This is a genomic window from Hoeflea sp. IMCC20628 (assembly GCF_001011155.1).
In the GTDB taxonomy this organism is placed as follows: domain Bacteria; phylum Pseudomonadota; class Alphaproteobacteria; order Rhizobiales; family Rhizobiaceae; genus Hoeflea.
In genome coordinates, this window is record NZ_CP011479.1 from 2,937,939 (window position 1) to 2,958,695 (window position 20,757).

Annotated in this window: 22 protein-coding genes; 6 read left to right on the forward strand and 16 right to left on the reverse strand. The window is 59.3% G+C overall.

The window, feature by feature from the left end; translation table 11 throughout:
• Positions 1-97 precede the first annotated feature (97 nt).
• From IMCC20628_RS13990 to IMCC20628_RS14005, 4 genes are all read right to left on the reverse strand, one after another.
• Positions 98-349 carry a CDGSH iron-sulfur domain-containing protein gene (locus IMCC20628_RS13990; RefSeq protein ID WP_047030723.1) on the reverse strand — a complete coding sequence of 84 codons (252 nt, stop codon included), beginning with the start codon at positions 347-349 and terminating at the stop codon, positions 98-100.
• A gap of 103 nt (positions 350-452) precedes the next feature.
• Complete coding sequence (locus IMCC20628_RS13995; protein ID WP_047030724.1) at positions 453-2,378, reverse strand: DUF2207 domain-containing protein; 1,926 nt, start codon at positions 2,376-2,378, stop codon at positions 453-455.
• Complete coding sequence (gene aroA, locus IMCC20628_RS14000) at positions 2,375-3,643, reverse strand: 3-phosphoshikimate 1-carboxyvinyltransferase (RefSeq protein WP_047030725.1); 1,269 nt, start codon at positions 3,641-3,643, stop codon at positions 2,375-2,377. The genes IMCC20628_RS13995 and aroA overlap by 4 nt, the downstream gene beginning before the upstream one ends.
• 36 nt (positions 3,644-3,679) lie before the next feature.
• Positions 3,680-4,237, reverse strand: a complete 558-nt coding sequence (locus IMCC20628_RS14005) for a LemA family protein (RefSeq protein ID WP_047030726.1) — start codon at positions 4,235-4,237, stop codon at positions 3,680-3,682.
• Positions 4,238-4,544: 307 nt separating this feature from the next.
• Between IMCC20628_RS14005 and IMCC20628_RS14010 the strand changes: the two genes are divergently transcribed.
• Entirely contained in the window at positions 4,545-6,014 is a 1,470-nt protein-coding gene (locus IMCC20628_RS14010) for a sensor domain-containing diguanylate cyclase (RefSeq protein ID WP_047030727.1), read from the forward strand.
• Positions 6,015-6,212: 198 nt separating this feature from the next.
• Here IMCC20628_RS14010 and IMCC20628_RS14015 read toward each other — a convergent pair whose 3' ends face one another.
• The 7 genes from IMCC20628_RS14015 to IMCC20628_RS14045 form a co-directional block, all read right to left on the reverse strand.
• Positions 6,213-7,490 carry an IS66 family transposase gene (locus IMCC20628_RS14015; RefSeq protein ID WP_047029005.1) on the reverse strand — a complete coding sequence of 426 codons (1,278 nt, stop codon included), beginning with the start codon at positions 7,488-7,490 and terminating at the stop codon, positions 6,213-6,215.
• A 12-nt stretch (positions 7,491-7,502) separates the two neighbouring features.
• Positions 7,503-8,018: a hypothetical protein gene (locus IMCC20628_RS14020; RefSeq protein ID WP_047030728.1), complete on the reverse strand. Its 516-nt coding sequence runs from the start codon at positions 8,016-8,018 to the stop codon at positions 7,503-7,505.
• A gap of 139 nt (positions 8,019-8,157) precedes the next feature.
• Positions 8,158-9,111, reverse strand: a complete 954-nt coding sequence (locus IMCC20628_RS14025; protein ID WP_047030729.1) for a glycine--tRNA ligase subunit alpha — start codon at positions 9,109-9,111, stop codon at positions 8,158-8,160.
• A gap of 140 nt (positions 9,112-9,251) precedes the next feature.
• Complete coding sequence (locus tag IMCC20628_RS14030) at positions 9,252-9,443, reverse strand: hypothetical protein (RefSeq protein ID WP_047030730.1); 192 nt, start codon at positions 9,441-9,443, stop codon at positions 9,252-9,254.
• A gap of 120 nt (positions 9,444-9,563) precedes the next feature.
• Complete coding sequence (locus IMCC20628_RS14035) at positions 9,564-10,421, reverse strand: S49 family peptidase (RefSeq protein ID WP_047030731.1); 858 nt, start codon at positions 10,419-10,421, stop codon at positions 9,564-9,566.
• 115 nt (positions 10,422-10,536) lie between these two features.
• Positions 10,537-11,361: a methyltransferase gene (locus tag IMCC20628_RS14040; RefSeq protein ID WP_047032588.1), complete on the reverse strand. Its 825-nt coding sequence runs from the start codon at positions 11,359-11,361 to the stop codon at positions 10,537-10,539.
• A gap of 55 nt (positions 11,362-11,416) precedes the next feature.
• Positions 11,417-11,662, reverse strand: a complete 246-nt coding sequence (locus IMCC20628_RS14045) for a DUF2007 domain-containing protein (RefSeq protein WP_047030732.1) — start codon at positions 11,660-11,662, stop codon at positions 11,417-11,419.
• A gap of 132 nt (positions 11,663-11,794) precedes the next feature.
• Between IMCC20628_RS14045 and IMCC20628_RS14050 the strand changes: the two genes are divergently transcribed.
• From IMCC20628_RS14050 to IMCC20628_RS14060, 3 genes are all read left to right on the forward strand, one after another.
• Positions 11,795-12,811 (forward strand): polyprenyl synthetase family protein, encoded by a 1,017-nt coding sequence (locus tag IMCC20628_RS14050; RefSeq protein ID WP_047030733.1) that lies wholly within the window; start codon positions 11,795-11,797, stop codon positions 12,809-12,811.
• Positions 12,812-13,006: 195 nt separating this feature from the next.
• Positions 13,007-14,878: a tetratricopeptide repeat protein gene (locus IMCC20628_RS14055; protein WP_245307782.1), complete on the forward strand. Its 1,872-nt coding sequence runs from the start codon at positions 13,007-13,009 to the stop codon at positions 14,876-14,878.
• Positions 14,865-15,740 (forward strand): 4-(cytidine 5'-diphospho)-2-C-methyl-D-erythritol kinase, encoded by an 876-nt coding sequence (locus IMCC20628_RS14060; protein ID WP_047030734.1) that lies wholly within the window; start codon positions 14,865-14,867, stop codon positions 15,738-15,740. The genes IMCC20628_RS14055 and IMCC20628_RS14060 overlap by 14 nt, the downstream gene beginning before the upstream one ends.
• A 14-nt stretch (positions 15,741-15,754) precedes the next feature.
• Here the strand turns inward: IMCC20628_RS14060 and IMCC20628_RS14065 are convergent, their stop codons facing one another.
• The gene (locus IMCC20628_RS14065) at positions 15,755-16,270 is read right to left on the reverse strand and encodes a glycosyl transferase (protein WP_047030735.1); all 516 of its coding nucleotides are present in this window, start codon (positions 16,268-16,270) and stop codon (positions 15,755-15,757) included.
• A gap of 191 nt (positions 16,271-16,461) precedes the next feature.
• On the opposite strand from IMCC20628_RS14065, the gene IMCC20628_RS14070 reads away from it, so the two are divergent.
• Both IMCC20628_RS14070 and IMCC20628_RS14075 read left to right on the forward strand, forming a co-directional pair.
• Positions 16,462-17,619: a PA0069 family radical SAM protein gene (locus tag IMCC20628_RS14070; RefSeq protein WP_047030736.1), complete on the forward strand. Its 1,158-nt coding sequence runs from the start codon at positions 16,462-16,464 to the stop codon at positions 17,617-17,619.
• Positions 17,620-17,792: 173 nt separating this feature from the next.
• Positions 17,793-18,437 (forward strand): ribonuclease HII, encoded by a 645-nt coding sequence (locus IMCC20628_RS14075; protein WP_047030737.1) that lies wholly within the window; start codon positions 17,793-17,795, stop codon positions 18,435-18,437.
• Positions 18,438-18,541: 104 nt separating this feature from the next.
• Here the strand turns inward: IMCC20628_RS14075 and IMCC20628_RS14080 are convergent, their stop codons facing one another.
• The 4 genes from IMCC20628_RS14080 to IMCC20628_RS14095 form a co-directional block, all read right to left on the reverse strand.
• The gene (locus IMCC20628_RS14080) at positions 18,542-19,021 is read right to left on the reverse strand and encodes a F0F1 ATP synthase subunit B (protein WP_047030738.1); all 480 of its coding nucleotides are present in this window, start codon (positions 19,019-19,021) and stop codon (positions 18,542-18,544) included.
• A gap of 15 nt (positions 19,022-19,036) precedes the next feature.
• Complete coding sequence (locus IMCC20628_RS14085) at positions 19,037-19,621, reverse strand: F0F1 ATP synthase subunit B (protein WP_047032590.1); 585 nt, start codon at positions 19,619-19,621, stop codon at positions 19,037-19,039.
• A gap of 66 nt (positions 19,622-19,687) precedes the next feature.
• Positions 19,688-19,915, reverse strand: coding sequence for a F0F1 ATP synthase subunit C (locus tag IMCC20628_RS14090; protein ID WP_045648097.1), 228 nt, complete (start codon positions 19,913-19,915; stop codon positions 19,688-19,690).
• A 65-nt stretch (positions 19,916-19,980) separates the two neighbouring features.
• Entirely contained in the window at positions 19,981-20,730 is a 750-nt protein-coding gene (locus IMCC20628_RS14095; RefSeq protein WP_047030739.1) for a F0F1 ATP synthase subunit A, read from the reverse strand.
• Positions 20,731-20,757: the final 27 nt, after the last annotated feature.

Sequence of the window (20,757 nt, forward strand, 5' to 3'; positions counted from 1 at the left end):
GAGCGCGACTTAGCAAGGGCTGGGCAAAATGTCACCTTGCCTTACCGCAAAAACCGAACACGCGCCTTGATCGCAAAGCCCGGTGTTACGCCGAAAATCAGGTGCCGGCCGAAAGAGCCTTGTGGGAGCCATCGCAAAACGGCTCTCCATCAGTCTGCTTGCAGGCGCAGAAAAACTTGGCGGCGCTTTCCTCGGCAGTCCATTTGACCGGCGCGAACTCGGAGCCCTTGTGGCTTCCGTCACAAAACGGCTGCTTGCTGGAGAGCCCGCAGGCACACCAGAAATAGCTCTTGCCGGCTTCGACTTCGATGCGGATGGGCGCGGTTGCGGCGACGTGACCCTTGGTCATGAAAATGCCTCAATATTTGCGGCAGAAGCGCTGACGTTACGCTGCAAGCGCCAGGGCATCAACAGCGGCTGACCGCGCGCACCTTATCGCTCGCCGGGGCGGCCTACCAGCCGCCGCCACCGCCACCGCCACCGCCGCCGCCGGAAGACCCACCACCGCCGGAGCCGGATGAGCTTTTGGGTGCAGGCATAGAGGCAGCCATGGCTGCGGACACGGCCGCAACCGAAGATGCTGCGGCAGCACCTATATTGCCCGGCGACCAGGAATTGCCGTGATACCATTGCGGCTGATAGTCGTTCTGACGATCGGGCGCGATGCGGGCCAGTTGCGCGGCCCAGGCTTCCGACCAGGGTTTTTCGACCCCAAGGCCCGCTGCATAGGGCAGAAACCGCTCGAATAGCTCTTCCGACATTTCGGGCGCATCACGCATGTTCAGCCGATTGGTTTCAGCCGTTTCGAGATAGAGCTTGAAACCCTTGATGTCGGTCAGAACCTTGGCGCCAATCGGGGTCGGTGCGCCCAGAAGCCAAGTCATCATAATCATGACGACAATGCCGATTATGAGCAGGATAGCAGCCAGACGGTAGACCGGCAAATCGCTGGGGACAGACACAACGACGAACCCGATCAGAAAAACGCCGGCGCCGATCACGATCAGGATTCCGCCCATGATCCGGCTCCCGGTTCCTCGCTCCTTGAACAAGGAACGTCCGGCTATCCACATACCGCCGCCAAACAGCGACGTCATCACCACCGGAATGAGATAGAGCATGCCATCCTCCGGCGGGTCCTGAAGCACCAGACCGATGATGAAGGTGGCAATGGCGAGGATAGCGCCTGGAATGTACCAGCCGATATTGGACTTGTAGTATTTGCCTTGATACTCCGCAGAAATCGCAGAGCGCAGACTGGTGACGGCGCTTTGCAGCGCCGGGCCATTTTGCTTGTCGAGAATCATTTCCTCGCGGTTCTTCAGCAGGCCGGAATACAGCGCATTCTCGCCGCCGGGCAGAGCCGGCGGGTTTGGCTGGTCTGCAGCGGTTCCACGCAGCAGCGTGACGGTACCGCCTGCATCTTCTTCAATGCGCAGGAACCGTTTCACACCAAGCGACAAAAGCGCTGCGATGAACGGCAGACCGACGCCCTTCTTGCCGGTCTTGAAGCCGTTGAAATGCGCAAAGGACAAGGCAGCGGGCGACAGTTTTTCCGGCGGATGGAACAACGGAATCACCGGAGGAGACGGCGGATCGCGACCGACCTTGTTCCAGGCGAACAGGAAATAGACCGGCACTGCGAGCCAGCCCAGCAGCAACAGGAATATCCCGGCATTGCTGCCCAGCATCCCTTCGCCTTCGGCATCCGGCGTGACCACGCCTTTGGTGAAGCCGACCGCGATGGTCATGCCCTGTTCGGGGCCCAGCGTTTTTGTCATGTCGAAGCGGACTTCCGAGCGGCCTTCGCCGGACGCTACGTAGTCTTTTCCGGTATCTCCGAATCCTCCGGTATAGGCTTCCAGCTGTTCAGCGCGGACGCCCTCGGGCAAGCGCACCGTGGCGACAGACGATAGAATCGGGAAGGTCCAGAAATTGCCGGTCACATTCCAGTAGAGTTCGTCATAACCATCGAAGAATCGTAATTGCTTCGTGGTCACATAGCGGATCGTGTAGGTGTGTTCGCCGCGCGGGATATAGACTTCTTCGTCGCCGATATAGATACGGAAAAAGCGGCCCTGCCATTCGGTGCTGTAAGGCACCGGCTGGCCATTGTGCAGAACCTCGATGAGATCGAAGCCATTTTCCGCCCACAGGCCCCAGTCATCCAGCGTGCGTAGCGGGATGTCGCGATAGATGCCGCGGCGGATGTCGATTCCTTCCGCATTGACGGTGATGGTCTCGGTGACTTCGATCGATGCGTCGGCCCGAACTTCGATGTCGGCCTGGAAGTTGCGGATTTCTTCCCGCGCCAAAGATCCGCCCGTCATCATGAGCGCGAACAACAATGCGGAAATGGCGGTCAAAATCGATTTCATCGCGGAATATCCTGCCTGTATGTGACCCCAAGAGAGGCCAGCGCATCCCAGTAGCCGGGATAGGTCTTGCCGACGCATCTCGGATCAAGAATGGTAATGCCGTCAATTTTCAGACCGGCAAGCGCAAAGCTCATGGCAATCCGGTGATCGGCAAAGGTGTCGATGTCGGCCGGCAATGTCTGGCCGGCCAGAGCCGGATCGCCATTGACGATGAGATCATCTCCCTCCTCGCGGGCGAGCCCTGGACGGATGGCATTGAGACCCAGCGACAGCGCGCGCACCCGGTCGCATTCCTTGACGCGCAGATTGGATATGCCGACGAAGCGCACCGGTGAGCGATTGAACGCGGCAAGAACCGCGATGGTGGGAATGGCGTCCTGCATCTGCGAACCGTCGATCACGGCGGGCATGTCGGGAAAGGCAGAAATCACCTCGAAGGCCGTGGCATCGGGCTGGGTGAAATCCGCAGCCTGGGTGCCGATATCAATATGGCCGCCGGTGAGTGCTTCGGCACCCCACAGATAGGTGGCGGCCGAGGCGTCCGGCTCGATATGAAAATCAGCAGCGCGGTAACCGGTTGGTTCAATCCGCCAGTTTGCCGGCGTGACCTGTTCGACGGTGGCGCCGAATGCCCGCATCGCCGCGAGCGTCAGATCTATATAACCACGCGCGCCGATGTCATCGCCGGCAAGTTCGACAATGAACGGCTTGCCCGCGCAAGGTCCGGCCATCAGCAGCGCGGAGACATATTGGCTCGACAACCCGGCGTCGATGACGGCGTGATGCGAGGTAAAGCCGCCAGTGCCGCGAATGGTTACCGGCGGACAGCCCGTGGGCGCCTCGATATCAACGCCAAGCGATGTCAGCGCGGTCACCAACGGGGTGATGGGCCGCTTGTGCATGTGCTCATCGCCATCAACAATCACCTCACCAGTGACAAGCGCTGCAATGGCGGCGGGCAGAAACCGTACCGCCGTACCTGCATTGCCAAGAAACAGCGGAGCAGCGGGGGCGCTGAGGCCGCCATTCCCGGTCACGACAAAGACCGTGTCTTCCGGTTCTTCAACGCCGACACCCATGGCGCGCAATGCCTCGGCCATATAGCGGGTGTCATCGCTCTTGAGCGCGCCTGTGAGCCGGCTGGTGCCATTGGCGAGACCAGCCAGCAACAGGGCGCGATTGGTGATCGACTTAGATCCCGGAGGATTGACCACGCCCGAAAGAACATGCCTTGGTGGCACGATCGTCAGTTTTTCAGTTTTCATATCTCATTCTCGAACCGGTCTGCCGCTTGGGCAGGGTCAGAATTTAACCGTCGGAACCGCGCGGTCGCCCTCGTCCTCGATCTCGAAATACTCGGCCTTGACGAAGCCGAATTGCCTGGCGATCAGCGTCGAGGGAAAGGTTTCCACCGACACATTGAGGTTGCGCACAGCGCCATTGTAGTAGCGACGCGACATCGAGATCTCGTTTTCAGTTTCCTCCAACGCCTGCTGGAATTCCTTGAAATTTTCGCTGGCCTTGAGGTCGGGATAGCTTTCGGCAACCGCCATCAGCTTGCCCAGTGCGCCGCTAAGCGCGCTCTCGATGCCGGAGCGCTGCGCCGGCGAACCACTGCTGGCGGAAACCGCCTGGCTGCGCAGCCGGGTGACTTCTTCCAGAAGTCCCTTTTCGTGGGACATGTAGCCCTTGACGGCCTCGAGCAGATTTGGGATCAGATCAGCGCGACGCTTGAGCTGAACGTCGATACCGCTCCAGCCTTCGCCCGCCATCTGACGGTTCTTGACCAGCGTGTTGTAAAGCGAAATCGCGTAAAGCACGATGCCGACCAGCACCGCCAAAAAAATCCAAGTACCCATGCAACCACTCCCGGCTTCAAATAAATTGGTGTTCCCATGCGCAGGCCAGACCTGCATCGAGATAACCTTAAGCACACCGGCTCGAAAAAGCCACGACAATAGCCTCAAGCCTGGCACTTGGTTGCAATGCCAATATGCCTGTGTTCACCTGGGTTCACCAAATCAGGAAACAACACCGCACCGACTTTCGACAGTTGTTTATCAAGCAAAATTTTACCATTGCCGCGCAATAGTCATCTGCAGCACCCAAGCAGATTTTTCGTGGCCTCAGCCTGACGGAATTTGCTTTCACAAGGACTGGCATAGCATGAGTAATCCTGAATCCGCCGTTTTCGATCTTGCACCCGTGGCGATGTGGATCGAGGATTTCAGCGACGTAAAGCAGCAGTTCGATCATTGGCGGGCCGAGGGTGTGACGGACCTGCGGGCCTATCTCAATGCAGACGTTGCGCGCGTTGCGATGTGCGCAAATCTGATCAAAGTTGTTCAGGTGAATGCCAAAACCCTCGACCTGTTTGAAGCGGAGAGTTTTGAGCATCTCGTCGATAACCTGCCGGTCATCTTCAACAATGAGATGTTTGAGAATCACATTCACGAGCTAACGGAGCTGTGGGACGGGAAAACCGAGTTCTCCAGCAACGCGATCAATTATTCGCTGTCTGGAAGGCGCATGGATATCCAGCTCAAGGGCGTGGTCATGCCCGGCCATGAGAGCACGCTGAAGCGCATTCTGCTGACGACCGAGGACGTCACCCAGCGCGAGGATGCGCGTCGCAACGAGATCCGGAGCCGCCGATATGCCGAGGGGCTGCTTGAACACTCGCCGGTGTCACTCTGGGTTGAGGACTTCAGCGAGATCAAGCTGTTGATGGAGGAGGTTCGCCATCGCGGCATTGTCGACTTCCGCGTTTTCATCGATGTGCATCCGGAGTTTGTCCGTCAATGCATGAGCGAGATCCGCATCATCGATGTCAATCAGGCGACGCTGGACCTGTTCTGCGCGCCGGACCTGCAGACGCTGTTGCAGCGCCAGGAAGATATTTTCCGCGACGAGATGGAAAAACCGTTCAAGGAGCAACTGATCGACCTTTGGGATGGCAAGTTTTTCCATCATCGTGAGGTTGTCAATTATGCGCTCGATGGATCAGTGCGTCACATCCTGCTCAACTTCTCGGTCCTGCCCGGCCATGAAGAGGACTGGTCGCTGGTCCAGGTCGCGCTCACCGACATTTCGGCGCGCAAGAAGGCGGAAGCCTATCTTGAATATCTGGGCAAGCACGACGTGCTGACCAAGCTTCACAATCGCGCATTCTACACCGACGAACTCAACCGGCTGGAACGCAAATCACTGCGGCCCGTCTCGGCCATCGCCATGGATCTCAACGGGCTCAAGGAAGCAAACGACCAACTTGGGCACGACGCTGGCGACACATTGCTGCGCCGGTTTGGCGAAGTGCTGAACGGAGTTGTGACGCGCCCCAATCACGCAGCACGAATCGGCGGTGATGAGTTCACTGTGCTGATGCCCGGTGCTGACCGGAAAGAAGCGGAAACGCTGGTCGAGATGATCCGCGAACTGCTGCATATCAACAATCAGTTCTACTCCAATGCACCGCTGAGCGTTTCCTTCGGCCTGGCGACAAGCCGGGATGGCGAAACCATGGAAGCCATGATCAAGCGCGCGGATCTTGCCATGTACGAAGACAAGCGGGCCTTTCGCAGCCGACATGCGTCCAGTTCGCGCGGTCAGACGGCAAAACCGATATCCGCAACGTGAACTGGTCCAGCAGTTTTAAAACAGCTATTGATCTTCCAATAGATCCATAGGCGGCTCATTCGGGTCGAAGCTGGTTTTCGGTCCCCTGCTGACTTCTCGCCAGACCATGGGTGCAATGAACAATAGAAGTATGATCCCGGGCAAGACAGCAGGTAATTACCCACCCCTGAATTCGTGATTTCCGGTTCTTCTACCGGCCTATGCCAGGACGGATGCGATGACCTGGAAGGGGTTTGCGCCTTTGAGGCGTGCGGTATCGACTGTCGTGCGTATGTTCGCTTCGGCTTGGGCGGCCCACATGGCGCGATATCCGTTTGTCACCTTTCGCTGAATGACCCATGGACGGAGCTTTCGCTCAGATGTGTTGTTGGTGACATCGACTTCTCCGGGATAGTCGCAAAACGTCAGCAGCTGATCGCGGGCCCGCCCGATCTTGGCCTGGAGCTTTTGGGCCAGGTCGCATGAAGTCGGGGCGCATAGAAGCCCGGCAAGCTGTTTATCGAATTTGCGCTTCTTGCTTGCGACGGTAGACGCAGCGAATGTGCTTATGGCTCTGGCGAAATCAAACACACGGCCAAACCAAAGCTGGAAGCGAAGAGGGAGATCATCCTCGCCATGTTCCAGCGCAAAGGCTGTATCACGCGCCAAATGTGCAAGGCAGGTTTGATGTCGATGGCCGTGAGATTGCTGGGCTGAATACCGATCAGATATCCATACCTCGGGGACATGGCCGCCCATGGTCTCGTGAACGACCCGTGCTGCACGGGAGTAATCGGGCTGGTGGACAACGGCATCCTTGCAATGAAAAACCCAGTGTTGGGCATTTGTGCCCTCAATACGCACACCGGTTTCGTCGCTGGCGACAACGCGGGCGGCTCGAAGGCTGGCCTTGGCGGCCTGTGCTGTGGCCTGGAAGCTCGGACGGGAGCGGGCAAACATGTTCATGATCGCGCCCTCGCTCGCATGGAGGCCGAAGATATCCATGAACACACCGCTCAGGCGTTCGTAAGACAATGCATGGAAACTCTTGAGGTAGATCGCCAGCGCGTGAATGCCTGGCCCGAACGGCGTTGCGGTTGCCACGGCAGGTGCGGTGGCTTTTGTCGTCGTGCCGCATTGCGGGCAATGACAGGAAAAACGCCGATGCCGGGTGACATGAGGACGGATCGCAGGAATATCGATCTCGTCATAGGCCCCGGCCAGCACCATCGTATCATCACCGGAAAACGCATGGCCGCATCTCTTGCAGGCGGTCGGTTCATGATCGCGAAACATGTCGGCAAAATCCGCCAGCACCCTATTGTGGGGTTCATGCCCGGGCTTGGCTCCACCCGGTCGTGAGTTGACGCGTTTCTCTTTCTTGTCCGTAGAGGGCGGCTTGGAAGACGTCCGAGAATCCTTGGCAGGCCGTTGGAGCCGAAGCACCATCTCGATCAATTCGTCCTTGCTCAGCTGCTGCAAATCAGTCCGATCCATATCATCATGGATTCAGACATTGTGGTGCATGGCAAGGGGGTGGGTAATTACGACAGCAGTCGCTCCCATGTAAACCATCGCCGCCAGGAAAACCGCACCAAGGACAAACAGCAGAGCAGCAACAATCCAGAAAACCCAAAGCGCTGTGCTGCCGGAAAAGAAACGGGCTTTGGGGGCATGGGATGCAATCCGCCTGCAAAGCTCGCGGATAAAGGGCGCGTAACTGTCGCTCCGATTCTCGTAATTGCCAAGACTGACGTAATGGTGGGAGCGTATTTTAATCGATCGGCCGCCGCGACGGCTTACCTTGGCTTGATAATGGGTTCCTTCGCTGCCTCTGGCGCTTATGGAGTAGCTGGTAAGACGCACCGATATGATATCAGCATAGGCAACGGAGTCCGTGCCTGATTTTCCACTCCAGAAAAGCCGGTCAGGCTCGAGCGCGAACAGGGATTCCTTATCCATGAGGCCGTTGCGCACGGAATGCAGGAGCGCATCCGTTACCAAAGCAGCGGTTTCGGCAGTCATGACGCATCATCTCCCGTCCGTGGACGACAGCAGCATTAGGCCTTGTGCGCCCTTGTTCCCCTTGGAGCACGGAGGCTAGTCGCAAACTGGAAAATTGCCAAGCAGGGAGCCGATAGCTCGCCGGAGCCGTGCACGCTTGCTACTCGGCTGCCTGCAGGAAATTGGCACCGCCTGCGTCGGTAAGCAGAAATGCTTCACCGCATTGGCGCGACAGGTTGCGCACGCGCAAAATATAGCCCTGGCGTTCGGTCACTGAAATGACACCGCGGGCATCGAGCAGGTTGAAGACATGGCTTGCCTTGATGCACTGGTCATAGGCCGGCAGCACGCATTTGTGCAGCGCGCCGGGCTCGGACGGCGCACCGGCATTCAGGATGGCTTCGCATTCCTTTTCGGCGTCCTCGAAATGCTTGAGCAGGATGGCGGTGTCGGCCATCTCGAAATTGTAGCGCGAATATTCCTGCTCGGCCTGCAGGAAGACATCGCCATAGGTCACCTTCTCTGCGCCTTCGCGGCCGTTGAAATTGAGATCATAGACATTATCGACGCCCTGCACATACATCGCCAGCCGCTCGAGGCCGTAGGTCAGTTCGCCGGCTACGGGCGCGCATTCGATACCGCAGACCTGCTGGAAATAGGTGAACTGGCTGACTTCCATGCCGTCGCACCAGCACTCCCAGCCAAGCCCCCAGGCGCCAAGCGTCGGGCTCTCCCAGTCGTCCTCGACAAAGCGGATGTCATGCAGCAGCGGATCGACACCGATGGCAGCAAGCGAGCCGAGATAGAGCTCCTGCAGATTGGACGGATTGGGCTTCAGGATCACCTGATACTGATAATAATGCTGCAGCCGGTTGGGGTTTTCACCATAGCGACCGTCTTTCGGACGGCGCGAGGGCTGCACATAGGCTGCGTTCCATGGCTTGGGGCCGAGCGAGCGCAATGTCGTCGCCGGGTGGAACGTGCCTGCACCAACTTCCATATCGTAGGGCTGAAGCACAACGCAGCCATAATCGGCCCAATACCGATGCAGCGCGAGGATGAGCGCCTGAAACGAGCGGGTGGGCTGCATGTGATCTGGAATGGCTGTGGTCATGGCTTTGGTCCGGATGGTGCGCGGTCTCATCACGCCGCGTTTAGGGCGGCCTTGAAAGTGCGGCGACAGGTGCCACGACGGGTCTGTGTGGTCAAGTCCGCGACACAGACAAGCCTGTCATCGAGCCCAGATGCCGGACACTATTCGTCGGGCTTGCGCAGCCGGTACTCGCCGGTTTCGGGATCCTCGATCAGCGTGCCCTGGGCGCCGGTTCGGGTTTCCTTTTCCGCGTCCCTCACCCTTGCGTTGACACGCTCGGCTTCGGAGACAAAACGCTTGTAGCCGAGCCAGGCAACCGCACCCACGGCGGCGAGCAAAAAGAATTGCGGCATGCTGCGGTCCTCTCCCTATAGCGCCGCGCATCCAATTGGACGCACACAGGACGCTGTGAATCTTTGAATTGATGCTTGTCGCGCTCAAATGAATCCAGTTGAACGCGACATGCATCAGGCCTAGAGCCCGTAACGCGACCAAAGTGCGCGTTCTTCAAGCGTATTCAACCCTGCTTCGCCGATCCCTGCAATAGCACCCGCCGCCATGCCGGCACTGACTCCAGGCACACGACGACCGAACAGGCCGCGCTGGGCGCTGACCAGCCGCATCCTGACCTTGTCGCCAAAGCGGGCGCGCAAGGCCGCGCGGATGTCGCCCAACTCATCAACCAGACCCAGATCCTTGCCGCGCATCCCGGTCCAGAATTTTCCGGTGAACATATCGGGGTCATCGCCCAGACGCGCGCCGCGGCCTTCCTTGACCAGATCGATGAAGACCTTGTGGATTTCGAGCTGAAGCTCCTTGAGATAGGCGATATCTTCCGGATTTTCCGGCTTGAACGGGTCGAGCAATGACTTGTTTTCGCCTGCAGTATAAACCCGGCGCTCGACGCCGATCTTGTCTATCAGTCCGGTGAAGCCAAAACTGGCGGAAATCACCCCGATCGAACCGACGATAGATGATGGATCGGCGATGATCTCGTCTCCGGCGCAGGCGATCATGTAGCCACCGGAGGCTGCCACATCCTCGACAAACATCAGCACCTTCTTGTTCTTTTCCGCGGCCAGGTCGCGAATGCGCTTGTAGATCAGCCGCGATTGAACCGGAGATCCACCCGGCGAATTGATCATGATCGCCACCGCAGGCGCCCGCTTGTCTGCAAATGCGCGCGCCAGTAACGGAGCAACGGTGGCGATGTTGAGGTTCTGGCGGAACTGGTTTCCGCCCGCCATGATCGCCCCATGCAGCCGCACCACCGGGATGACGGTCACATCCTTGCGGAAACGGGCCGGGAAAAATGAATTCAAAGAGACCATAACGAAATTCCTGTTGGCAGCGGCCTGCATTCACGGGGATGAGCAAGCTTGGAATCATGTATGCACTTTCCGCCCAAGTGCAATGGCGCGAAGCATCCTGACATTGCGGAACACGCTATTTTGGCGGCTTGGCCTTGATGCGACGGGGCCAGGCGGACTGGCCATTGCTCAACTGTTTCATCAGCTCGGAAAGACCGTTTCCCGCGCCGTCGTGAACAACAATCCGGTCGCGAAAACTCAACCGGGCGCGGCTGCCCTTGATGGCGGTGACGAGGATACGGATCGAATCATCGCCGTCACGCGGACAGACCGGCGTGATTTCAACGCCGCCGAAGCGTTTGCCCAGCGCCAGCAGGATATCGGACACCGATTCGGGACGGGCGATGATGGACACCTGGCCACCGGGTTTGAGAATCGCCCCCGCGGTCCGAAGCCAGCGCTCGAACAGATCATCGATCTCCATGGCATGGGCCTCTGCCTTGAGCGGATCAGGTGTCTGCCGGTCCCTGCCCGAATTGAAGGGCGGGTTCATGATCACATACTCATAGGCATAGTCCGGCAGACCGGCGGACCGGCGCTGATTTCCGTGAAGCGCGACATCGGCCTCAATCACCTGCGCCCGGGCCACGAGATGGGCGTTTTCGGTCAGTACCAATGACCGTCGTGCAAAATCCGCCATGACGGGCGAACGTTCGACCAGAACCACACTCAGGTCCGGCAATCTCGCGGCTGCGGCAAGGCCCGCAGCACCCGCTCCCGCTCCCAGATCGGCAAGCGCTCCGCGCGCTCCTTCCGGAACGGTCGCAGCCAGCAGCATGGCATCCATCCCGGCACGGTGTCCCGACCCCAGTGGCTGCAGCAGATGGAAGCCACCATCGTGGAACGCATCAACAGAATAGTCCGGCGAACCGGGCTCCCGGACTGCCCCCGAGGTTTCCAGGTCATCCCGAGGCTCAGTTTCGGACTTTGCAGAAGCGGGCCGTGCGCCGTTTTGGTCAGGTCGCCGCGTCACTGTCGATCCAGGGCCGGAGCTCGTTTTCCAATCCGGCATCAATGACGATGCGGCGGGCCTGACCTGCCTGTTGCGGATCGACCAGAATTCGCCGGGGAATGATGCCGACTGATCCCTCGAGAATGCTCATGCCGCTGTCAGCGACCATGCAGCCAATGCCGGCATCGCGCATCAGGCTTTCGACAAAAGAAATCAGAACCGGGTCATTGGTGCGGATGAGATCGTGCATTTTTTCTCCTCAGGAATCTTTTGTTGATCCGAACGTATCAGTTATCAACCCCCATCCGCGCCAAATCGCCGCTTGCCGTGTCGGGACGCGCTGAATAATGTGCCCACACAGACAAAACAGGAGTCCGACCCATTGGGCGTAGTCATTTCACTGGAAGATGGAAAACAAAGAGACGCATCCGTCAAACCGCTGGTTGCCAGTACCCGCGCCGACATGGAGCGCGTCAACCAGCTGATTCTGTCCAAGGCAGGCTCCGATGTGGCGATGATCCCGGAGGTGGCCAACCACCTTATTTCCTCGGGAGGCAAGCGACTGCGGCCGATGCTGACGCTGGCTTCGGCAACGATGTTTGGCTACACCGGCGAACATCATGTCAAGCTCGCCACCTCGGTGGAGTTCATGCACACGGCGACGCTGCTGCATGACGATGTGGTTGACGAGAGCGATCTGAGGCGTGGACGTTCCACCGCGCGGATGATCTGGGGCAATCAGGCAAGCGTGCTGGTCGGTGATTTCCTGCTTGGACAGGCCTTCCGGATGATGGTCGAGGTGGGTTCGCTCGAAGCGCTGGACGTGCTGTCGACCGCCGCATCGGTGATCGCCGAGGGTGAAGTGCTGCAATTGTCGGTCGCCAAGAACATGGAAACGACCGAAGATGATTATCTGGCCGTCATCAAATCCAAGACAGCCGCACTGTTTTCGGCTGCCTGTGAAGTCGGCCCCATCATTGCCGGCGTCAGCAAGGCAGAGCGCAACGCGCTGAGGTCTTACGGAATGAATCTCGGCCTGGCGTTTCAGCTTATTGACGATGTGCTTGATTATGGTGGATCGGCCCACGACCTGGGCAAGAATGTCGGCGACGACTTCCGCGAAGGCAAGATCACCCTGCCCGTAGTGCTGGCCTATCGCCGCGGAACCGAATCAGAACGGGCGTTCTGGCGTGACGCGATCGAGGGCGGAAACAGCGATGAGCAAGCGCTGGAAAAGGCCAAGGGCCTGATTGCCAAATATGGCAGCCTGAAAGACACCACTGCCCGGGCCGAACATTATGCTTCCATCGCGCGTGATGCGCTGGCGCCGTTGCCGGACACCGAAGAAAAGGCAGCGCTGTTGGAAGTCATCGCATTTTGCGTGAACCGCGCCAGCTAAAGCGTCTTGAATTGGCTGGACCTTCCGGCCTTGCTGCCCTGCGCCAAAAAAGCCATTGTGTTGGGCAATTGTACTTCAGCAACTGGCTGAAGCATGGCCAAATTGAACATGAGGCAGGACTTTATGCGGCGAATTTTGACAGCCCGGTTAACGGCCAGCGTAGCGCTGGGTGTATTTGTTTCCCTGAGCGGGGTGATGGTTCCTCTGACCAGCCACGCGGCTTCGGCAGCCACTGAGCAGGTGGAAGAACTGCAACCCAACTTCCTCGGTTTCGCAGGTGCTTTCCTGGCCGGACAAACGGCTGACGTCGACAATGATACCGTCCACGCAATCGAATATTATCGCAAGGCGCTGGAGTTCGACCCGGAAAACAGTGATGTCCGGCAGCGGTTGATGGTGGCGCTTTTTATCGATGGCCGTTTTACAGAGGGTGCCGCACTGGCGCGTGAGATGAAGGATGATCCGGCGGTCGCACAGGTTTCGCGTCTGGCGATGATGGTCGAAGCCACAACCAAGCGCGAATACCGCAAGGCGGCAAACCTTCTCGATCCCGACAACAGCAATCCAATCGACCGATTGCTTAATATGCTGTTGAAATCATGGGCGGAATTCGGAGACGGCAAGGGGGAAGCAGCCCTCAAGTCGATCCTCGCGCTGGAAGGTCCGCCCTGGTATCCGGTGTTCACCCGCTATCATGCCGGTGCCATGTCGCTGGCGATGGGCAACAAGGACGCCGCCCGGAAGCACCTTACCGACCTGATTGCCGACCCGCAGGGTGGCGGTGCTGCACCCGACACCTATATCCGCGCCGTCATGGCGCTGGCTGGAATGGAAGCACGCAACGGAAATCAACGCGCTGCCTTGGATGCGCTTGCTGCGGGCGAAGAGTTTTCACCCGGCTACGCACCGCTTGCCGCGCTCAAACAGCTGATCCTGGACGGTAACAAGCCGGAGGCTGGGGTGAAGACTGCGCAGCAGGGCGCGGCGGCAGCCTTGTTCACGCTGGGCAGCGCGCTCAACCGTGATGGCGCGGAAGAGACCGTTGCCGTCTATCTGCAATTCGCCAGAACGCTTGATCCCGCAAATGCCGAGACACTGGTGATTCTGGGTGGCCTGAAAGAACGACTGGGCAAGGCCGAAGATGCCATCGCGATCTATGAAGCTGTACCGGAAGCCTCGCCGATGCGCCGGGTTTCAGAGCTTCAACTGGGGCTGGCACTTGCCGATCTCGGCCGCAATGGCGAAGCCAAGGACCATCTCAAGGCACTCATTGACTCCGATCCCAAGGATATCCGCAGTTACCTGGCCTATGGCAGCGTTCTGTCTCAGGACAAGGACTATGTCGAAATGGCGCTCACCTATGAGACTGCCATCTCGGTTATCGGCCCGGCGCCGACTCGCAGTGACTGGAACTTGTTTTTCCAGGCCGGAATTGCCAATGAACGGCTCAAGCACTGGCCGAAGGCAGAGGCGCATTTCAAGCGCGCACTGGAACTCTATCCCGAACAGCCGCAGGTGATGAATTATCTGGGCTATTCCTGGATCGACATGAACATCAACCTCGAAGAGGGGATGGACCTGATCCGCGCCGCCGTCGATCTGAGGCCTAATGACGGCTATATCGTCGATTCGCTCGGCTGGGCGCATTTCCGGCTTTCCCAGTATGATGACGCAGTGCGTGAACTGGAGCGCGCTGTCGAACTCAAGCCGGCAGACCCGACAATCAATGATCACCTTGGCGACGCCTATTGGCGCGTCGGGCGTGAGCTGGAGGCCTCGTTTCAGTGGAAACGCGCATTGTCCAATGAACCCGAAGCCGACCTCAAGCCGCAGATCGAACTCAAGCTGAGCGAAGGCTTGCCGGTGCTCGATCCGTCGGTGCCGGCAGCCGACAATGGCGGTTCAAAGGACGGCGCACCGGCGCTGCCGCAATCTGAGGAGGCCGGTAGCGACAAGAAGACCGATCTTGGACCGGTCGAGAATGATCCACGCCGGGCCGGGCTGGGAACACCTGATGATACGACGCGGCCAAGTGATTTGAACCAGCGGCTTTATGCTCACGCTTGAGGCGCCGGCCAAGATCAACCTGGCGCTGCATGTCACCGGGCAGCGTGCCGACGGCTACCATCTGATCGAAAGTCTGGTGGTCTTTACCGATCTCGGCGACCTCGTGTCGGTGGAGCTCTCGGACCGGGACGGGTTTATCCTGGAAGGGCCTGAATCCGGTGCGCTGACGGCGGAGGATACACAGAGCAATCTGGTCGTCCGCGCCCGTGACAGCTTGCGCGCTGCGGCACACCGATCGGGAATGGAAGCAGCACCGGTTCAGATCCGGCTCGACAAACGGCTTCCCGTCGCCTCGGGCATAGGCGGCGGATCAGCCGACGCAGCAGCAACGCTGAAAGCCCTGTGCCGGATCTGGAATTTTGCACCGGAACCGGAAACACTGTCGACGATCGCTCTTGGCCTCGGGGCCGATGTGCCGATGTGCCTGAGCGGACAGCCGCTGATTGCCCGCGGCATCGGCGAAGCGCTGGATCCGGTTAAGCTGGGATTTGCGCTCGACCTGGTGATTGTCAATCCGCGCATCGGCATCTCGACGCCTGCTGTTTTCTCAAAGCTTCAGCGCCGGGACAATACCCCCTTGCCCGCGCCCGAAGGGCTCACCGACAAGCACCGCTTTGTCGAGTGGCTATCGCAAACCCGCAATGATCTGCAGTCGCCGGCGATGCAGCTGGTTCCGGATATCGCGGACTGCCTCTCTGCGGTACGTGACTCTGGCGCGCAGTTTGTCCGGATGTCGGGGTCGGGAGCGAGTTGCTTTGGGCTGTATCAGTCCACAGAGGCTGCACAGGACGCAGCACAGCGATTGCGCGATGAACAACCCAGCTGGTTCATCCAAGCCACGCAGACGCTGTCTCAGGGCTGAACAATCGCGGCGTGTTATGACAGCGCCAGAACCGCCGCCGGGACGATTTCACAATTGAGCCGCTTCATCGCCAGACCACGCCCGAGACTTTCAAGTGAATGGCCTGATTTCGCATTCGCGATCGCCTGACGCTTTGGCATCAGCACCCCATGCTCCAGCGCTGACAGACGGCGGCGCCAGCGCTTGAAAAACGGCAGTCTGTATTCACGCGACGGACGCAATCGTGCGGCCTGCTGCGCCACCGCCATATGCTGTCCCATGTGATCGACCCAGCCGAGAAGCGGGCGTGCGCCCGGTTCAATCAGCAAGAGCCAGTCGCCCCGCGCAGAAGCGACGACATCGCGCAGATCCGGATCTTCAAGAAACCGGCATCCCGCCGCATCGGCCAGCAAGGCAGTGCCGTCGGAAGAGCCCCGATCCAGAATAACCACTTCGGCGACGAGGCCCTCGACGGCACCATGGACAAGCGCTGCCAACGTCACCGCCAGCGCCTTTTCCTGGTCCTTGCATTCAATAAACACGCTGATCATGGCGCCTTCTAATCCATGCACGAACGAGATGCCAGCCAGATGAACACGCAAATCGAACCGGGTTCACGGTGCGCCTCGATATTTTGTTCTTGCTACGTTCTCTTTTTTCAGATAGGAATATAGTCAGTTAACCGGCACCATTCCTTGCCAAGCCGCAGTTTTGTCCCCGCTTCGGGGCGTATGGAGGTCTTATGCCGAGCCTTTCGACGTTGAAACAGACAGCATTCGCCCCCGGCCTGAACGCCGGCGAAGCGGATGCGCATATTGTGGCAAGCGGCATGCGCGTGGCCGATGACCGGATTCGCGGTCGCGGCGCCGGGCTCAACATGTCGGGCCGCTTCGAGATCAGCAACCGTGAGGTTTTTGACGACGGCTGGAGCAGCCTCGAGGATCTGGCGCCGTTCAAGACCGAAGTGCAGATTGAAAAGCCGCGTACCATCATCACCAAGAACCAGTCCCCGGATTTGTCCTTCGACCGTTCCATCAATCCCTATCGCGGTTGCGAGCATGGCTGTGTCTATTGTTTCGCGCGGCCGACCCATGCCTATATGGGACTGTCGGCGGGTGTCGATTTCGAGGCAAAACTGTTTGCCAAACCCGACGCGCCGCGGCTTCTGGAGCGGGAACTGTCGAAACCGGGCTACAAGGTTCAGCCGATCGCCATCGGCACCAACACCGATCCCTACCAGCCGGTCGAAAAGCAGTGGCGAATCACCCGGCAATTGCTCGAGGTGCTGGAAGCGGCCGGACACCCTGTCGGCATCGTCACCAAATCGGCACTGGTGGTGCGCGACATCGACATCCTGTCACGCATGGCCTCGAAGGGCCTTGCCCGGGTGGCGCTGTCGGTGACAACGCTTGACCGCAAGCTGGCACGCACCCTGGAACCACGGGCGTCAACACCGGAGAAGCGGCTGGAGACCATCCGCGCGCTATCGGAGGCCGGCATTCCGGTCTCGGTGATGGCAGCACCGGTTATTCCCGGCCTCAATGACCACGAGATCGAGCGCATTCTCGATTCCGCCAAGGCGGCGGGCGCGGATGCAGCAGGCTATGTCATGCTGCGGTTGCCGATTGAAGTCAGTCCGCTGTTTCGCGACTGGCTGCTGCGGCATTACCCGGATCGCTACCGGCACGTGATGTCGCTGGTCCGCTCGATGCGCGGCGGCAAGGACTATGACGCGGAGTTCGGCACCCGGATGCGCGGAACCGGCCCCTATGCCTGGCAAATTGGCCGCCGTTTCGAGCTGACTGCCAAGCGACTTGGCCTGAACTTGAGAAAATCGCCGTTGCGGATCGATCACTTCGTGCCGCCGCATGGCGAAGGGGTTCAGTTGAGCCTGCTGTAAGCCAACCCCGGCTTTCCGGGCTTCGAGAGAATTTCCGCGCGCATATCCACACGCGCGGCGACAGATCCGGACCGTCCGCCGCCCCATTACAGGGCGGTCCGGCGCCCGCGCGGCATCCCGTCCCCGCCGCCGGGCCTTGCAGAGGATCAGGCGGGTGTGCGAGTTTCGCCGCAATGGCTCGTACCCCGCCTGATTCCCTGTTTCCAGATTACCCGGCGATGCCTGATTATCGCTTTGAGCAGCATGCTGTCCAAAGTGGTTTCGGCATTGTGGCCGGTATCGACGAAGCCGGACGCGGCCCGCTCGCAGGACCTGTTGTCGCTGCGGCTGTGATTCTCGATTTCAACGCTATCCCCGAAGGCCTCAATGATTCGAAGCTGTTAAAACGGGCCACACGTGAACGATTGTATGAAGCGATTCTGGCGTCGTCACAGGTGGCGTTTGCCAGCGCCTCGGCCCGCGAAATCGAGGCGACCGACATCCGCGCGGCGAGCCTGACTGCAATGCGACGGGCGCTTGCCGCGCTGCCAATGAAGGTCGGGTTCGCACTGGTCGATGGCCGCGATGTGCCTCCGGGGCTTGATTGCATGGCCCGGGCGCTGGTCAAGGGGGATTCGCGCTCGCTGTCGATTGCCGCAGCTTCGATCGTTGCAAAAGTCACGCGGGACCGGATGATGACACGCGCGGCGCTGGATCATCCGCTCTACGGATTTGACAGCCACATGGGCTACGGGGCGCCAAAGCATCTCCAGGCCATTGCAGATCACGGCCCCTGCCCGCTGCACCGCATGACCTTCCGGCCGATGCGCAAGGATTGAACCGGTTCCGGTTAACGCTGCAGATGTCTGCAAATTGCCCCCACCAAAAACGAAAAAGGCCGGGAGACGATCCCGGCCTAAATTCTGTTACTCGGTCGATCGGCTCAGTTGAGCCGGGCCTTCAGATCGCCAAGCGAACCCTTGAACAGGTCGCCGGAAACCTTGCTGTCAACTTTCGAGCCAATCAGCTTTTCGGCCGCGACAAGCGCCAGATCAACCGCCGAGGCGCGAACCTCGTTGATTGCATCGGTCTCTGCCTGACTGATTTTCAGTTCAGCCATCGCGGTGCGGCGGCTGATGTATTCTTCGGTCTTGGCCTTGGCGTCTTCGCGCAAGACTGCAGCTTCGCGTTCGGCGGCGCTGAGAATGCTCGCCGCCTCGGTTTCAGCTTCCTTGCGCTTGCGCTGATACTCGGCAAGCAATTGCTGAGCTTCTTCGCGCAGCTTCTTGGCCTGTTCGAGTTCGTTGCGGATCTGGTCGGCGCGCTTGTCCAGCGAACCCGTGATCATCCCGGGAACCTTCACGTAAGCGAGGATACCCAAGAAGATGAGGAGGCCGACTAAAGCAAAGAATGTAGCGTCCATGGTCGAGTCCCCTGCTTATTTGCCGGATGCAGCACGGATCGCGGCTGCGACCTCGGCTTTGGTCACGGAACCGCCCAGAAGATGCTTGACCACATCCGTCGCGGTTTCCTCGGCGATGGTGTCAACGTCCGCCAGAGCCTTGGTCTTGATGGCGGCGATGCTCTTTTCAGCGTCGGCCATCTTGGCGCTCAACCCGGCTTCGGTGGATGCCCGTTCGGCTTCGGCTGCGGCTTTGGCCTTTTCACGCGCCGTCTCCGCAATGGCGGAGGCTTTCTTGCGCGCGTCCGCCAGTTCCTGCTCGTAAGCAGCAATAGCGGCGTCGGCTTCTTCCTTCAGACGATTTGCTTCATCGAGATCCTGTGCGATCCGGTCACGCCGGTGCTCCAGAATGCCGCCAATACGGGGCACAATGACCCTCGACATGAACAGATAGAACAAGCCGAAGGTGATCGCCAGCCATAGCAGCTGCGACGCAAAGGTCGATGAATCGAAGGGCGGAAATACGCCGCTGCCGTGGGCTTCGCCACCAACTGCGCCTGTTTCCGAATGGGTCCCTTCGGTGGGGTTGGACTCGGCATAAGCCGGGGTCACAACAAACATGGTCACCTCCAGATGAAATGCCACGCCGGACATCCGGCGTGGCAAGCCTAAACTCAAATTCGTCGATTAGACGGCGAAAAGGAGAAGAAGGGCGACGAGCAGCGAGAAGATGCCCAGAGCTTCGGTCACGGCAAAGCCGAAAATCAAACGGCCGAACTGGCCGTCAGCTGCCGAAGGATTGCGCAGAGCGCCTGCCAGGTAGCTGCCGAAAATGTTGCCCAGGCCAATGCCCGCGCCGCCCATGCCGAGGCAAGCGATGCCTGCGCCGATGTACTTTGCTGCTTCTGCTTCCATGATAAAACTCCTTTAGAATGGGATGGATGCGATATGGTTGGCGGCAAGCCGCCGGTGATTGGAACCTAGTGGCCGGGATGCAGGGCGTCGTTGAGGTACATGCAAGTCAGCACCGCAAAGACATAGGCCTGTAGGAAGGCAACGAGGAATTCGAGACCGGTGAGCGCGACAGTCATCGCCAGCGGCAGAATGGCTGTACCGACGCCAAGCGCGCCCATGCCGCCAAGCGAGACGACAAAGCCCGCGAACACTTTCAGCGTGATGTGACCGGCGAGCATGTTGGCAAACAGACGCACGGACAGGCTGATCGGGCGCGACAGGAAGGAGATCACTTCGATCATCACCACCAGCGGCATCAGAATGCCGGGTACGCCCTGGGGAACAAACAGGTTGAGGAAGTGCAGACCGTGCTTCCAGAAGCCGTAGACCACCACGGTTCCGACCACCAGCATCGCCAGGGCGAAGGTGACAATCAGGTGACTGGTAATGGTGAAGAAGTAGGGGAACATGCCCAGGAGGTTGGCGACCAGCACGAACATGAACAGCGAAAACACCATCGGGAAGAACCGCATGCCTTGGGCGCCGGCTCCGTCCCGCAGCATCGAAGCCACGAATTCATAGGACATTTCGGAAATCGACTGCAGCCGCGACGGCACAAGTCCGCGATTGGCTGTGGTCAGAAACAAAAACCCTGCGGCGACGGCGACAGTGGCCACCATGAACAGCGAGGAATTGGTGAACGACAGGTCCAGTCCGCCAATCTCGATGGGGACGAGCTTGCTGATCTGGAACTGATGAATCGGATCGTTGGCCAACTGACGCCTCTTTCTCGTTACCCGGTC

Coding starts and splice junctions, on each gene's coding strand:
- IMCC20628_RS13990 (WP_047030723.1), bottom strand. CDS start 349: ATGACCAAGGGTCACGTCGCCGCAACCGCGCCCATCCGCATCGAAGTC.
- IMCC20628_RS13995 (WP_047030724.1), bottom strand. CDS start 2,378: ATGAAATCGATTTTGACCGCCATTTCCGCATTGTTGTTCGCGCTCATG.
- aroA (WP_047030725.1), bottom strand. CDS start 3,643: ATGAAAACTGAAAAACTGACGATCGTGCCACCAAGGCATGTTCTTTCG.
- IMCC20628_RS14005 (WP_047030726.1), bottom strand. CDS start 4,237: ATGGGTACTTGGATTTTTTTGGCGGTGCTGGTCGGCATCGTGCTTTAC.
- IMCC20628_RS14010 (WP_047030727.1), top strand. CDS start 4,545: ATGAGTAATCCTGAATCCGCCGTTTTCGATCTTGCACCCGTGGCGATG.
- IMCC20628_RS14015 (WP_047029005.1), bottom strand. CDS start 7,490: ATGGATCGGACTGATTTGCAGCAGCTGAGCAAGGACGAATTGATCGAG.
- IMCC20628_RS14020 (WP_047030728.1), bottom strand. CDS start 8,018: ATGACTGCCGAAACCGCTGCTTTGGTAACGGATGCGCTCCTGCATTCC.
- IMCC20628_RS14025 (WP_047030729.1), bottom strand. CDS start 9,111: ATGACCACAGCCATTCCAGATCACATGCAGCCCACCCGCTCGTTTCAG.
- IMCC20628_RS14030 (WP_047030730.1), bottom strand. CDS start 9,443: ATGCCGCAATTCTTTTTGCTCGCCGCCGTGGGTGCGGTTGCCTGGCTC.
- IMCC20628_RS14035 (WP_047030731.1), bottom strand. CDS start 10,421: ATGGTCTCTTTGAATTCATTTTTCCCGGCCCGTTTCCGCAAGGATGTG.
- IMCC20628_RS14045 (WP_047030732.1), bottom strand. CDS start 11,662: ATGCACGATCTCATCCGCACCAATGACCCGGTTCTGATTTCTTTTGTC.
- IMCC20628_RS14055 (WP_245307782.1), top strand. CDS start 13,007: ATGGTTCCTCTGACCAGCCACGCGGCTTCGGCAGCCACTGAGCAGGTG.
- IMCC20628_RS14060 (WP_047030734.1), top strand. CDS start 14,865: ATGCTCACGCTTGAGGCGCCGGCCAAGATCAACCTGGCGCTGCATGTC.
- IMCC20628_RS14065 (WP_047030735.1), bottom strand. CDS start 16,270: ATGATCAGCGTGTTTATTGAATGCAAGGACCAGGAAAAGGCGCTGGCG.
- IMCC20628_RS14070 (WP_047030736.1), top strand. CDS start 16,462: ATGCCGAGCCTTTCGACGTTGAAACAGACAGCATTCGCCCCCGGCCTG.
- IMCC20628_RS14075 (WP_047030737.1), top strand. CDS start 17,793: ATGGCTCGTACCCCGCCTGATTCCCTGTTTCCAGATTACCCGGCGATG.
- IMCC20628_RS14080 (WP_047030738.1), bottom strand. CDS start 19,021: ATGGACGCTACATTCTTTGCTTTAGTCGGCCTCCTCATCTTCTTGGGT.
- IMCC20628_RS14085 (WP_047032590.1), bottom strand. CDS start 19,621: ATGTTTGTTGTGACCCCGGCTTATGCCGAGTCCAACCCCACCGAAGGG.
- IMCC20628_RS14090 (WP_045648097.1), bottom strand. CDS start 19,915: ATGGAAGCAGAAGCAGCAAAGTACATCGGCGCAGGCATCGCTTGCCTC.